This window comes from Shewanella sp. 10N.286.52.C2, from assembly GCF_002874545.1.
Classification (GTDB): domain Bacteria; phylum Pseudomonadota; class Gammaproteobacteria; order Enterobacterales; family Shewanellaceae; genus Shewanella.
Genome location: NZ_MCTV01000068.1, coordinates 112,557 through 125,653 on the forward strand (window position 1 = coordinate 112,557; position 13,097 = coordinate 125,653).

The following is a 13,097-nucleotide window of genomic DNA, read 5'->3' on the forward strand; positions in this document are numbered from 1 at the left end:
CTCCTTTAGACTATTTACTTAAATATGGGTAAATAGTCATTAAGGAGCATTTATTAACTTGCATCACCATTGATAGATATCGGCAGTGACGCGATTGTTATTTTGCAATACGTTTGTATTTCAAGCGGTGCGGCTCAATGGCTTCTGCACCTAAGTTTTCTTTCAGCCAAGTGGTATATTCACTGTAGTTACCTTCATAGAAGTTCACTTGCCCTTCATCACGGTAATCAAGAATATGGGTAGCGATTCTGTCTAGGAACCAACGGTCATGGGAAATAACCATGGCACAACCTGGGAACTCTAATAAAGCTTCCTCTAGTGCTCGCAGCGTTTCAACATCCAAGTCATTGGTTGGCTCATCGAGTAATAACACGTTGCCGCCAGCTTGCAGTAGTTTGGCTAAATGAACCCGGTTACGCTCACCACCTGAAAGAGTGCCAATGATTTTTTGCTGATCGCCACCACGGAAATTAAAGCGGCCTACGTATGCACGACTCGGGATCTCAGTATTGTTGATCCGCATGATATCTTGACCGTCTGAAATCTCTTGCCAAACTGTGTTCTTATCATTCATTGAATCGCGGAACTGTTCAACTGAGGCTATTTGCACTGATTCGCCGACTTCAATGCTGCCGCTATCCGGTTGCTCTGCACCTGAAATCATCTTAAATAAGGTTGACTTACCTGCACCGTTAGCGCCGATGATACCAACAATCGCGCCTTTTGGCACAGCGAAGGTGAGGTTATCAATTAATACACGGTCGCCATAAGATTTTGTTAGGTTATTAACCTCAATAACCTTGTCGCCTAAACGAGGCCCCGGCGGGATGAATAACTCATTTGTTTCATTACGCTTTTGGTAGTCATTGGTGTTCAATTCTTCAAAGCGAGCCATACGGGCTTTGCCTTTAGATTGACGACCTTTAGCACCTTGACGTACCCATTCTAATTCTTTTTGAATGGTTTTTTGGCGGGCGCTTTCAGTGGCAGACTCTTGTTGCAGGCGGGCATCTTTTTGCTCAAGCCATGATGAATAGTTGCCTTCCCACGGTATACCTTCACCGCGGTCTAGCTCTAAAATCCAACCTGCGGCATTATCCAAGAAATATCTATCATGGGTAATCGCTACAACGGTGCCAGTGTAATCTTGTAAGAAGCGCTCAAGCCAAGCTACTGATTCAGCATCCAAGTGGTTGGTAGGTTCATCAAGGAGCAACATGTCAGGTTTTTCAAGTAACAAACGACAAATGGCCACACGGCGACGTTCACCACCAGAAAGCACTGCGATTTTTTCATCCCAATCCGGCAAGCGCAGTGCATTAGCGGCGCGCTCTAATACCATATCAAGGTTATGGGCATCTTGAGATTGAATAATGGCTTCAAGTTGACCTTGCTCTTTTGCAAGCGCATCAAAGTCAGCATCAGGTTCTGCGTAAAGTGCATACACTTCATCAAGACGGGTTAGTGCATTTTTAGCTTCACTGACTGCTTCTTCGATCGCTTCACGTACGGTTTGCGATTCATCCAACTTTGGTTCTTGCGGTAGGTAGCCGATTTTTAAATCTTGCATCGGGCGAGCTTCACCTTCGATTTCGGTATCTAAACCGGCCATGATACGAAGTAGCGTTGATTTACCTGAGCCGTTTAAACCCAGTACACCAATCTTGGCGCCAGGGAAAAAACTAAGGGAAATATCTTTAAGGATTTGTTTTTTAGGTGGAACAATTTTGCCCACTCTAAGCATGCTGTATACAAACTGAGCCATTTTTATATCTCTTTGACTGGGGGATCGAACTAGGAATAGCACTAATTCTACTCGAATCGAGCAACAACTTAAAACCGATCTTTTTGCCGTTAGCTGTTTACGGTTTTTTTGAAGGAGACTTATGTTGCTGTAGTGGTCACTAAGCAGGGTTTCTGTCAGCTAATAAAGATGATTTTGTGAAATATTAAGCGGAGTGCTTATTGAGCCGTGACAATCTAATTAATTTGTTGCTAACTCAAGATTATTTCATTGAATCCGCATTTTGCGGGTTAAAAAGTGATATTCGTGACTATTTTCACTGTTCGCGTTGTTATTTTTGTTGATTCATTTTTTAGAAAAGAGTTTTCTTAAAATTGTCACAAGGTTATGAAACTAAGCGTTAATTTGGATTTTTCTATGAAATACAATTGCCGAACAACTCCATACAAGAAAATACAACTAACACAAGTGCAGTTCATGACGAATTGCAACTAATTTCATGTTTCAAATGCTGGGATTGTGATCAATTGCGCTGTATCATACCGCGCAACCCTACTATAAGAATTAACAGCTGGAGTGAGTAATGCTGAAAAAAGCTATGAATATCGCAGATTATGATCCACAACTATTTGCAGCAATTGAAGATGAGACTCGTCGCCAAGAAGAGCACATTGAATTAATCGCATCAGAAAACTATACCAGCCCTCGTGTACTTGAAGCGCAAGGCTCACAGCTAACAAATAAGTATGCTGAAGGTTACCCAGGTAAGCGTTACTACGGTGGTTGTGAACATGTGGATATTGCTGAAGAATTAGCTATTTCTCGTGCTAAAGAATTATTTGGCGCGACATACGCAAACGTTCAGCCTCACTCTGGTTCTCAAGCAAACTCAGCAGTTTTCATGGCGCTTTTAGAAGGCGGTGATACTGTTTTAGGTATGAGCCTTGCTCACGGCGGTCACTTAACTCATGGTTCTCACGTTAGCTTTTCAGGCAAGTTATACAATGCGGTACAGTACGGCATTGATGAAGTAACAGGTAAAATTGACTACGCAGAAGTTGAGCGTTTAGCCGTTGAGCATAAACCCAAAATGATCATTGCTGGTTTTTCTGCTTACTCTGGGATCATAGATTGGGGCAAATTCCGCGAAATCGCTGATAAAGTAGGTGCTTACTTATTTGTCGATATGGCGCACGTTGCCGGTCTTGTGGCTGCAGGTATCTATCCGAATCCGCTACCACACGCACACGTTGTGACAACCACTACCCATAAAACCCTAGCGGGCCCTCGTGGTGGTTTGATTTTATCTGCCATTAACGATGAAGCTATCTATAAAAAACTAAACTCTGCAGTATTCCCAGGTGGCCAAGGTGGCCCATTAATGCACGTTATTGCAGCCAAAGCGGTAGCATTTAAAGAAGCATTAGACCCTGAATTTACCACTTATCAAGAGCAAGTGGTTGCTAATGCGAAAGTGATGGCGAAAACCTTCATTGAGCGTGGCTACAATGTTGTTTCTGGTGGCACCGATAACCACTTATTCTTACTTGATTTAATCAACAAGGATATCACTGGTAAAGACGCAGATGCTGCGCTAGGTCATGCAAATATCACAGTTAACAAAAACTCAGTACCAAATGATCCACGTTCACCGTTTGTGACGTCTGGTTTACGTATTGGCTCTCCTGCTATTACCCGCCGCGGTTTCACTGAAACTGAATCGGTAGAGTTAACTAACTGGATGTGTGATGTGTTAGATGACATCACTAACGAAGCTACTATTGAGCGCGTTAAAAACCAAGTGCTTGAATTATGCGCTAAGTTCCCAGTTTACGGTTAATGTCAACCGAGATTGATTAACATAGACAATGATCTATTTAACTAACGCGGATAATCTTTTCGATAAGGTTAACCTTGTAAAGTAAATAGGATAAACTTCAATGGTCGTAAGTACTCAGTGCTTACGGCCATTTTGTTTTTTATTTCAGGAGCGGATATGCATTGCCCATTTTGTAGCGCGACAGATACGAAAGTTATTGATTCAAGACTCGTGGCTGAAGGTCATCAAGTGCGCCGTCGCCGGGAATGTACTGAGTGCCATGAACGCTTCACCACTTTTGAAGGCGCCGAATTAGTCATGCCGCGGGTGATCAAGCAAGATGGCACTCGCCAACCATTTGATGAAGATAAGCTGCGTGGCGGCATGCTTCGGGCTGTTGAAAAACGCCCAGTTTCAATCGATCAAATTGAGCAAGCGTTAAGTAAGATTAAGTCCACTCTTAGAGCAACAGGTGAGCGTGAAATTGATTCGGCCATGATTGGTAATTTGATGATGGATCAATTGATGATCCTAGATAAAGTTGCCTATATCCGTTTTGCTTCAGTTTATCGCGCCTTTGAAGATGTTTCCCAATTCGGTGAAGCCATCGCCAAGCTGCAAAAATAATCTAGCTTATTTTTATTGCCGTCTTTAATTAATTGCAGTCTTACATTTGTTGGTATTGGCACTTTGTATTCTTGCCAATGATTAACCTTATTTAGCAGTTCTGAATTTTAATGACTGCTTTTTAGTTTCTAGAAGGTCTTTATGTCTCAGTGGTCAAAATGTGATATTGAAATGATGAGCCTTGCTATTTCATTAGCTGAAAAAGGCCGTTATACCACACGTCCAAATCCTAATGTGGGCTGCGTGATTGTCGCCAATGGCGAGATTATTGGTCAAGGCTATCATATTAAAGCGGGTGGCCCCCACGCAGAAATCCACGCCTTAAAAGATGTCGAAAATCGTCAATTACAACAGCTACTCCCTCAAGCTACAGCCTATGTCACCCTTGAACCCTGCAGTCATTATGGCAAAACCCCGCCATGTGCTAAGGCATTAATTGCAGCCAAAGTGAAGCGAGTGGTGATTGCGCAAATGGATGCGAATCCGCAAGTGGCGGGTAATGGCGTTAGCATGCTTGAAGCGGCAGGTATTAAAGTTGATGTGGGTTTGCTAACAGCTGCGGCAAGCCAACTTAATATCGGCTTTATGAAACGCATGACTACGGGATTACCTGAAATCACCATTAAGCTGGCAGCCAGTTTGGATGGTAAAACCGCGCTATCGAATGGGGTATCAAAGTGGATAACCGGCCCCGAAGCCAGAGCCGATGTGCAAAAGCTGCGCGCCCGTCATTGCGCGCTAGTGACTGGCGTTGAAACTGTGTTAGCTGACGACCCCTCTTTGAATGTGCGCTACGAGCAATTGGCTGGTGTACAAAACAGCCTTGCTGAGTCTGACCTTCAACAGCCTTTAAGAGTGGTGCTTGATAGTAAAGCAAGGCTGACTGCCGACTATAAAATGTTTACTATTGAAACGCCGATTTTGCTGGTGTCTTGTGTCGACTATCCAGCAGAAGTAAAACAAGATTTTAAGTCCCATGTTAGCTTTATCACAATAGCGGCTAATAACGATGGACGAGTTGATTTGCATGCTTTATTTACACACTTAGGCCAGCATTGTAACTCAGTATTAGTCGAGGCTGGTGCCAGCGTTGCTGGTAGTGTTATTCAAAGTAAATTAGCTGATACACTTTATTTGTACCAAGCAATGAAAATATTAGGCAGTCATGGACGCAATTTGATGCAATTAGACGACTATCAAACTATGGATCAGATTCCTGATGTACAATTAACGGATTGTCGCAGAATTGGTACAGACCAACGACTGATTTTAAAGCTTAATTCGCCAGCGAATTAACTAATGCAATTTTGTCTATCGGTCGATGCTAAGCGTGGCCCAAAAGATAACAAGTGAGTAAATATGTTTACTGGGATTATTGAAGCACTAGGTACATTAAGAAAAGTTGAGCGTAAAGGCGATGATATTCGTTTGACTGTAGCCAGTGGCAAGCTCGACTTAACCGATGTAAAACTGGGTGACAGTATTGCCACTAATGGGGTGTGTTTAACCGTAGTGCAATGTTTAGCAGATGGTTATGTTGCAGATATTTCTGCTGAAACCGTTGCCTTAACCGGATTTGCTAAATATAACGTCGGTCAAAAAGTAAACCTTGAAAAAGCGGTGACCCCAACGACCCGATTAGGCGGCCATATGGTTAGCGGTCATGTGGATGGTATTGCCACAGTGGAGCAGCGCCTTGTGCGTGGCCAAGCCATTGAGTTTTGGCTGGCAGCTCCCGCTGAGTTATCTCGTTATATTGCTCATAAAGGTTCGATCACCATTGATGGCGTTAGCTTAACGGTAAATGAAGTTGATCAGCACAGATTCAGATTAACCATAGTGCCTCACACTGCAGCTGAAACCACCTTATTAGCTTTACAAGCGGGTCATAGCGTCAACATCGAAGTTGACCTTATTGCACGTTATCTTGAACGCTTAATGAAAGTAGAACAAAAGCCAGCCACTGAAAGTGGTGTCACAATGGAATTGTTGGCAAGTGCTGGATTTATGCGATAACTGATTATTACTGGTAAATATTATTACCGGAGCATATTTACTCTATATCGCTGATATAGACAAAACAATATAAAGGTCTTAGCAATGGCATTACATAGTATAGAAGAGATCATCGAAGACATTCGTCAAGGTAAGATGGTTATCTTGATGGACGATGAAGACAGAGAGAACGAAGGTGATCTTATCATGGCGGCCGATAAGGTGACGCCAGAGGCCATTAATTTTATGGCGACCTTTGGCCGTGGACTGATTTGCCAAACCATGACTAAAGAGCGTTGCCAGCAACTGAACTTGCCGTTAATGGTTACCAACAATAATGCTCAGTTCTCAACAAATTTTACCGTTTCCATTGAAGCGGCAACGGGGGTCACAACGGGCATTTCAGCCCATGATCGCGCTGTAACCGTTCAAGCGGCTGTTGCTAAAGATGCTAAAGCATCAGATTTAGTTCAGCCTGGTCATATTTTTCCACTTATGGCACAAGATGGCGGGGTGTTAATTCGCGCCGGTCACACAGAAGCGGGTTGTGATTTAGCCCGTCTTGCAGGCTGCGAGCCATCTGGCGTGATAGTTGAAATTCTTAATGATGATGGCACTATGGCCCGTTGTCCAGATCTTGAAATCTTTAGTGAAAAGCACGGTATTAAAATGGGCACCATTGCCGATTTAATTGAATACCGCAACACCAAAGAAACCACGGTTGTGCGTGAAGCTGAATGTAAATTGCCAACGCGTTTTGGTGAGTTCAATATGGTGACTTTCAGAGACACCATCGATAATCAGCTACACTATGCCTTATTGAAAGGTGACGTTGAAGAAAACTGCCTAGTACGGGTACATTTACAAAATACCTTTAATGACTTATTCCACTCTGAACGCGATCAAAAACGTAGCTGGCCACTTGAAAACGCCATGGAGCGTATTGCATCAGATGGTGGTGTATTAGTACTGTTGGCGAATCACGAGCATTCAAGTGACATGCTCGCCAAGGTCAAAGCCTTTGAAGCGGAAGATAACGGTCAAGCGCCTACAGCTGCTAAATGGCAAGGAACCTCGCGCCAAGTCGGTGTTGGCTCGCAAATTCTTTCAAATTTAGGTGTGAGCAAAATGCGTTTATTAAGTTCACCCAAGCGTTATCACTCTCTATCAGGGTTCGGTTTAGAAGTAACTGATTATATTGCAGAATAATTCACTAACTTAGTGAAGTTAACATTTATCAATAATTGCACAGGACTCAGGGCATTTGGCTGTGGTATTATACCGCCACTTTTGCCCAGAGCCGGGTGCTTTAGCTAATTTAGGTAAGATAATGATCGTAGTTGAAGGTAATATCGAAGCAAAAAATGCCAAAGTGGCGATCGTAGTATCGCGTTTCAATAGTTTTCTTGTTGAGAGTCTGCTTGATGGCGCATTAGACACACTAAAACGTTTAGGTCAGGTAAATGACGACAACATTACTGTTGTTCGTGTTCCTGGCGCTGTTGAATTACCACTTGCTGCACGTCGAATTGCAGCTAGTGGAAAGTTTGACGGTATTGTTGCACTTGGTGCAGTAATTCGTGGTGGTACTCCGCATTTTGATTTAGTTGCTGGTGAATGTAACAAGGGTCTTGCTCAAGTTGCTTTAGAGTATGATATCCCAGTTTCATTTGGCGTTTTAACCACTGATACCATCGAGCAAGCAATTGAACGCTCTGGTACTAAAGCTGGTAACAAGGGCACTGAAGCTGCACTTGGTTTACTAGAAATGGTTAACGTTCTGCAAGAATTAGAACAACAGTTAGTATAGTAGTAGGAAAAGTAATGAAGCCTTCAGAGCGCCGCAAGGCACGCCGTTTAGCTGTTCAAGCTATTTATTCATGGCAGTTAAGCAAGAACAATGTTGCTGATGTTGAACATGAATTTTTAACTGAACAAAACATTAACGGTGTTGATGTAGCTTATTTTCGTGAATTGCTATCAGGTGTAGCCACGAAAGCAACTCAACTTGATGATCTGCTAAAGCCTCATTTAGATCGTGATATTGAAGATGTATCACCCGTTGAGAAAGCCATTGTGCGTTTAGCAGCTTATGAATTAACTTATCGTAAAGATGTGCCATATAAAGTGGCCATTAACGAAGGTATCGAATTAGCGAAAGCGTTTGGTGCTGACGATAGTCATAAGTTTGTCAATGGTATGCTAGATAAGCTTGTTACTCGTAAGTAATGAATGAAAACGGTATCTTCGGATACCGTTTTTGTATGTAACGCTTTTTTCTACAAAATAATAGGTGGGCGGTTATCCGCACCAGATTATATCGTGAAAGAATTCCAACTTATCGAACAATTTTTCCGTGATAAAGGTCAGCAACGTCGAGATGTGCATTTAGGCATTGGCGATGACTGTGCATTAGTCCAACCGGCGGAAAACACATCTATTGCCATATCTTGCGACACCCTAGTCGAGAATGTCCATTTTTTACCGACAATGCCAGCTTATGAGCTTGGCTATAAATCTGTAGCGGTAAATTTATCCGATCTTGCTGCCATGGGCGCAGATCCGGCGTGGATGACGTTAGCGCTAACCTTGCCAGATGTTGATAATGAGTGGTTAGCGCAATTTAGCCAAGGGCTATTTGAAGCGGCTGAATATTACAGTGTTAGTCTGATCGGTGGTGATACCACCCGCGGGCCTCGCTGCATCAATATTACTATTCATGGTCAAGTGCCAACCGGTAAAGCATTAACCCGTAGTGGCGCGAAAATTGGTGACTGGGTGTATGTTACTGGCACTTTGGGTGACTCTGCCCTTGGGCTTGATATCCTGTTGGGCAAAAAAGAAGTCGCACATCAACATAAAGAATTTTTAATTAACCGTCACTATCATCCAACGCCTAGAATACTAGCGGGTCAAGCGCTACGCTCTTTAGCAACCAGTGCCATTGATTTATCTGACGGTTTATTTTCTGATATTCAGCACGTTTTAAAGGCATCTAATGTGGGTGCGATTATTGATGTGAATGAATTACCGCTATCGGAATCATTACAAGCATCATTGAGCCCTAATGAAGCAACTAGTTATGCGTTAACTGGTGGCGAAGATTATGAGTTGATGTTTACTGTACCAGAATCTCAACGTGGCGCTTTGGATATTGCACTGATCCACGCTGGGGTTAAATTTATTAAAGTAGGTCAAATTTGTGCCGGCGAAAAGTTACGCTTAGTGGCTGATGGCAAACCTTTTGAGCTAGAAAAAAATAGTTTTGAGCATTTCTAATGAAGTTTATTTCAACCGATCCAGCCGTTAAGAAATTAACCTTAACAAACCCTGTACACTTTTTAGCTTTAGGTTTTGGCAGTGGTTTAGCCGCCAAAGCCCCGGGCACCTTTGGTACCCTTGCCGCAGTGCCGATTGTGTACTTGATGAGCTTTTTAAGCCTATCGGCTTTTATTTTTATCACGCTAATTAGCTGCCTTGTTGGTATTTATATTTGTGATAAAGCCGCTAAAGATATGGGCGTTCATGATCATGGCGCAATTGTGTGGGATGAAGTCGCAGGCTTAATGATCACCATGATTGCCGCCCCTGCTGGGGTAATTTGGTTAGTGGTTGGTTTTGCGTTATTTCGTTTTTTCGATATTTTAAAACCGTGGCCAATTCGTTGGCTCGACGCTAAAGTGCATGGCGGTTTTGGGATCATGATTGATGATGTATTAGCGGGGATTTTCTCGTTAATTTGTTTACAGTTGTTGGCTTATTATATTTAACCAATGATACTTTAATCTCTTTAAAGCTAATCCCATTAAACGTTAAGCCCACTTCATAGTGGGCTTTTTAATGGGCGATGATTAATGGATGATGCTTAAAGCTGCAAGATTATTGCAATAGCTCTCTAGCATTCGCTAAGGTATTTTCAGTTATCACATCACCCGCGAGTAGTCTTGCTAGCTCATTGACTCGCTCTTGTTTATCCAATGACTTCATATTCGTCTCAGTGCCGCCACTTTTGGTGAATTTATTCACTAGCATATGTTGGTGACCATTACCTGCAACTTGCGGTAAATGCGTCACACAGAGCACCTGAGTTGATTGACCTAAGCTGCGTAGCATTCTTCCCACAACTGCTGCAGTAGGTCCTGAAATACCTACATCCACTTCATCGAATATCAAGGTTGGTGTTGATACCTTTTTAGCGGTGATAACCTGAATACCAAGCCCAATACGTGACAATTCGCCACCAGAAGCTACTTTGGCAATGGGCTGCATCGGTTGACCGGGGTTGGTGGTAACCAAGAATTCAACTTGATCACAACCAGAAACTGATTGTAGTTCTGGGTTAAAGTTCACCTCAATGCAGAATCTGCCTTTGGGCATATTCAGCTCTTGAATCGATTGGGTGACTAACTTATTAAGCTCTTTGGCATAGCGGTTACGGCTATGGCTGAGTTTTTGGGCGCTAATTACGTAAGCTTTTTTGCTTTCATCTACTTGCTGCTGAATTTCATCAAGCCTTGTGGCATCGTTATTAAGCTCGCTAAGTTCAGCTTTTAAAGCTTGGTGATGCTCAAACAGTTGCTCAGAGCTCACATGGTGTTTTCTTGATAATTGCATCGCCTTTGAAATGCGCTGCTCAAGGTAAGCAAAGTGTTCAGGATCGAGTTCTATTCGGCTTAAATAGTCCTGAACTTCGCTGCTGCTTTCCTGCACTTGAATTAACGCTTCATTGAGCATTTGAGCAATATTACTTAGTTGTGGGTCAAACTCAGTTAGGTTTTCAGCTAAGCCCACGACCCGATTAAGTAAAGATTCAATATTGGCTTCATCGTCATCACACAGTAATTGCAGGCTGGATTGGCAGGTATCAATTAACTCTGTGCCGTTAGCAAGGCGTTTATGCTCTTGCTCAATCTCAATACATTCACCGGCTTTAAGATCAAACTCATCAAGCTCTTCAACTTGATATTGCACTAGCTGTTTTCTGGCTATACGCTCTTGCTGATTTTGTTGTAATTGTTTCAGTTCATTTTCGATTAACTTACAGCGTTGATAGCTTTTGCTTACCCCATCAAGCAATAATTTATGGTTGGCGTAGCTATCAAGAAGGGTCAGTTGATGCTCGCTTTTTAACATTGCATGATGCGCGTGTTGGCCGTGAATACCGACAAATAATTGCCCTAGAGATTTAAGCTGGGCTAACGGAACTGGATTACCATTTATATAGGCACGTGAGCGGCCATCGGCATTAATTGTTCTTCTTAAGATACATTCGTCTTCGACATCAAGGTCATTGTCCTCTAGCCAGCGCTTAGCAAATGGCACATCATCTAAGCTAAAGCGGGCACTCACTTCGGCTTTGGTTGCACCTGGTCTAACGCTATTGGCATCTGAGCGATTACCAAGGCATAAGCCCAGGGCATCAATAGCAATGGATTTACCAGCACCGGTCTCACCAGTAATGCTGGTCATGCCAGCTTTAAAGTCGAGTTCTAGAAAACGTACAATTGCGAAATTATTAATGCTTAATTGGCACAGCATAATCAATCCTTGTGTGAATAACCATCAAACCACTGTATCTGCATACAGTTTACACTGTTTTTATATACAGTAAAGTACTGTATAAAAAATGGTGCTGATTTTTTATACGAGGATTAAACCAAGGCGCTTAAGATTTTTTCAATAATGGGCAAACTAATAAAGGTGGCTGTAGTGCTGATCAATATGCACTTGGCACTTGATAAGGCATAGATTTGGTAACGCTGTGCCAGTAAGTAAACACTTGCTGCTGTCGGCAGTGCCGCCAGAATGACGCCCATAAAAACTAGCTCAGACTCCACCTTAAAATAGCTTAATAAAACATAGGCAAATAACGGCTGGACAATGAGTTTTAAACTATTCAGCAAGCTCATTTCAAGGGCGATATTATGTTTTTTAGGCCCAGCTTTTGCGCCGCGATGCATGGCTTTAGCTAACACCATGCCAATGGCAAATAAGGCGCAGGGGCTAGAGGTGTTTCCGATTAACCGAAACATCATGCTGATACTGTCAGGTAGGTTTATTTTGAGCGCTGATACCAATACCCCTAGGGCGCAACCAATAACGATGGGGTTGGTGATTAATGCGTTGAGCATAATCATAATAGGATGACGTTGTTGGGTTTTATTCACCGCAAGTTCCATGCTCACCAGTGCAAATGCGAACATGATAATGGACAGTAGACTGGCAATGGCTGCGGTGGCGATGGCTTGATTGTTATCAGGATACAAGCTCATCATTAAAGGGATCCCAATAAAGGCGGTATTACCAAAACTGGTGTTTAGGCCTCTAATTGCAGCTAGCGCGGGCTGTTTATTGTCTGCAAGGGTTGAGATGATCACTGTAATACAATATGTGCCCGCCATAGCGAGGCCAAAGGCGAATATAAATCCCCATTGCAGAATATCGTTAATGTCAGTTTCGGCCAGTGCAATAAATAAAATAGCAGGGAAGGCGATATAGTAGACGTATTTATTTAGCGCCGAGTCACTATCTTGGGGGAGTAATTTAAGTTTCTGGACACCAAAGCCAATAACCATGATGCCAAAAACAGCGATAAGTGGGGTTAGGATACTAGGCAAGCTTGATTCCTTTTTAGGGCCTTGAATGACATATCAATAATGTGGGCGTTGGATATCTTACTTTAATGGCGCCAATAAGATATTAGATAAAGGTAAGGTATGAGATGAATCTAAGCTATTCAAATAAGTTAAGTTTTTAAATTAAACTAAGATAAGAAAAACTGCATAGATCTGATACGACAAGGAGGATGTAAATGTTGCCCATCAGGTTGGCATTAGAGTATAAAGCTATCTGTTAGCGGTATCTTTAATAAGGGCATGATGACAGGCCCTTATTAAAGAGTGCTATTGCTAC

Annotated in this window: 12 protein-coding genes; 9 read left to right on the forward strand and 3 right to left on the reverse strand. The window is 42.6% G+C overall.

From position 1 onward, the window contains the following. Positions 1-97: 97 nt before the first annotated feature. The gene (gene ettA, locus BCU94_RS18280) at positions 98-1,765 is read right to left on the reverse strand and encodes an energy-dependent translational throttle protein EttA (protein WP_102477180.1); all 1,668 of its coding nucleotides are present in this window, start codon (positions 1,763-1,765) and stop codon (positions 98-100) included. Positions 1,766-2,327: 562 nt separating this feature from the next. Here ettA and glyA point away from each other — a divergent pair. The 9 genes from glyA to BCU94_RS18325 all read left to right on the forward strand — a co-directional run bounded on the left by glyA (position 2,328) and on the right by BCU94_RS18325 (position 9,955). Then, a complete protein-coding gene (gene glyA, locus BCU94_RS18285) occupies positions 2,328-3,584 on the forward strand; it encodes a serine hydroxymethyltransferase (RefSeq protein ID WP_102438048.1) in 1,257 nt (418 codons plus the stop codon). A 156-nt stretch (positions 3,585-3,740) separates the two neighbouring features. After that, positions 3,741-4,190, forward strand: coding sequence for a transcriptional regulator NrdR (gene nrdR / locus BCU94_RS18290; RefSeq protein WP_076543024.1), 450 nt, complete (start codon positions 3,741-3,743; stop codon positions 4,188-4,190). Positions 4,191-4,331: 141 nt separating this feature from the next. Continuing rightward, positions 4,332-5,486: a bifunctional diaminohydroxyphosphoribosylaminopyrimidine deaminase/5-amino-6-(5-phosphoribosylamino)uracil reductase RibD gene (ribD, locus tag BCU94_RS18295; RefSeq protein ID WP_102477181.1), complete on the forward strand. Its 1,155-nt coding sequence runs from the start codon at positions 4,332-4,334 to the stop codon at positions 5,484-5,486. A gap of 63 nt (positions 5,487-5,549) precedes the next feature. After that, entirely contained in the window at positions 5,550-6,206 is a 657-nt protein-coding gene (locus tag BCU94_RS18300) for a riboflavin synthase (protein ID WP_102438052.1), read from the forward strand. An 84-nt stretch (positions 6,207-6,290) separates the two neighbouring features. Further along, positions 6,291-7,394 (forward strand): bifunctional 3,4-dihydroxy-2-butanone-4-phosphate synthase/GTP cyclohydrolase II, encoded by a 1,104-nt coding sequence (gene ribBA / locus BCU94_RS18305; RefSeq protein WP_102477182.1) that lies wholly within the window; start codon positions 6,291-6,293, stop codon positions 7,392-7,394. Between the two features lie 121 nt (positions 7,395-7,515). Next, on the forward strand, positions 7,516-7,995 hold the full coding sequence (gene ribE / locus BCU94_RS18310; protein ID WP_102438136.1) for a 6,7-dimethyl-8-ribityllumazine synthase: 480 nt from the start codon (positions 7,516-7,518) through the stop codon (positions 7,993-7,995). 14 nt (positions 7,996-8,009) lie between these two features. Continuing rightward, a complete protein-coding gene (gene nusB / locus BCU94_RS18315; protein ID WP_076543020.1) occupies positions 8,010-8,414 on the forward strand; it encodes a transcription antitermination factor NusB in 405 nt (134 codons plus the stop codon). A gap of 93 nt (positions 8,415-8,507) precedes the next feature. Continuing rightward, complete coding sequence (gene thiL, locus BCU94_RS18320) at positions 8,508-9,464, forward strand: thiamine-phosphate kinase (RefSeq protein ID WP_102438054.1); 957 nt, start codon at positions 8,508-8,510, stop codon at positions 9,462-9,464. Next, a complete protein-coding gene (locus tag BCU94_RS18325) occupies positions 9,464-9,955 on the forward strand; it encodes a phosphatidylglycerophosphatase A (protein WP_102438056.1) in 492 nt (163 codons plus the stop codon). Before thiL ends, BCU94_RS18325 begins: the two co-directional genes overlap by 1 nt. Positions 9,956-10,064: 109 nt before the next feature. Here BCU94_RS18325 and recN read toward each other — a convergent pair whose 3' ends face one another. Together recN and BCU94_RS18335 are read right to left on the reverse strand one after the other, a co-directional pair. Continuing rightward, positions 10,065-11,723, reverse strand: coding sequence for a DNA repair protein RecN (recN, locus tag BCU94_RS18330; RefSeq protein WP_102477183.1), 1,659 nt, complete (start codon positions 11,721-11,723; stop codon positions 10,065-10,067). A 113-nt stretch (positions 11,724-11,836) separates the two neighbouring features. After that, positions 11,837-12,802, reverse strand: a complete 966-nt coding sequence (locus BCU94_RS18335) for an AEC family transporter (protein WP_102477184.1) — start codon at positions 12,800-12,802, stop codon at positions 11,837-11,839. Between the last annotated feature and the right edge of the window lie 295 nt (positions 12,803-13,097).

Bases quoted from the DNA above. Each gene is read 5' to 3' on its own strand.
- ribE (WP_102438136.1), top strand. From the start codon at position 7,516: ATGATCGTAGTTGAAGGTAATATCGAAGCAAAAAATGCCAAAGTGGCG.
- ribD (WP_102477181.1), top strand. From the start codon at position 4,332: ATGTCTCAGTGGTCAAAATGTGATATTGAAATGATGAGCCTTGCTATT.
- BCU94_RS18300 (WP_102438052.1), top strand. From the start codon at position 5,550: ATGTTTACTGGGATTATTGAAGCACTAGGTACATTAAGAAAAGTTGAG.
- ribBA (WP_102477182.1), top strand. From the start codon at position 6,291: ATGGCATTACATAGTATAGAAGAGATCATCGAAGACATTCGTCAAGGT.
- glyA (WP_102438048.1), top strand. From the start codon at position 2,328: ATGCTGAAAAAAGCTATGAATATCGCAGATTATGATCCACAACTATTT.
- nusB (WP_076543020.1), top strand. From the start codon at position 8,010: ATGAAGCCTTCAGAGCGCCGCAAGGCACGCCGTTTAGCTGTTCAAGCT.
- ettA (WP_102477180.1), bottom strand. From the start codon at position 1,765: ATGGCTCAGTTTGTATACAGCATGCTTAGAGTGGGCAAAATTGTTCCA.
- nrdR (WP_076543024.1), top strand. From the start codon at position 3,741: ATGCATTGCCCATTTTGTAGCGCGACAGATACGAAAGTTATTGATTCA.
- recN (WP_102477183.1), bottom strand. From the start codon at position 11,723: ATGCTGTGCCAATTAAGCATTAATAATTTCGCAATTGTACGTTTTCTA.
- BCU94_RS18325 (WP_102438056.1), top strand. From the start codon at position 9,464: ATGAAGTTTATTTCAACCGATCCAGCCGTTAAGAAATTAACCTTAACA.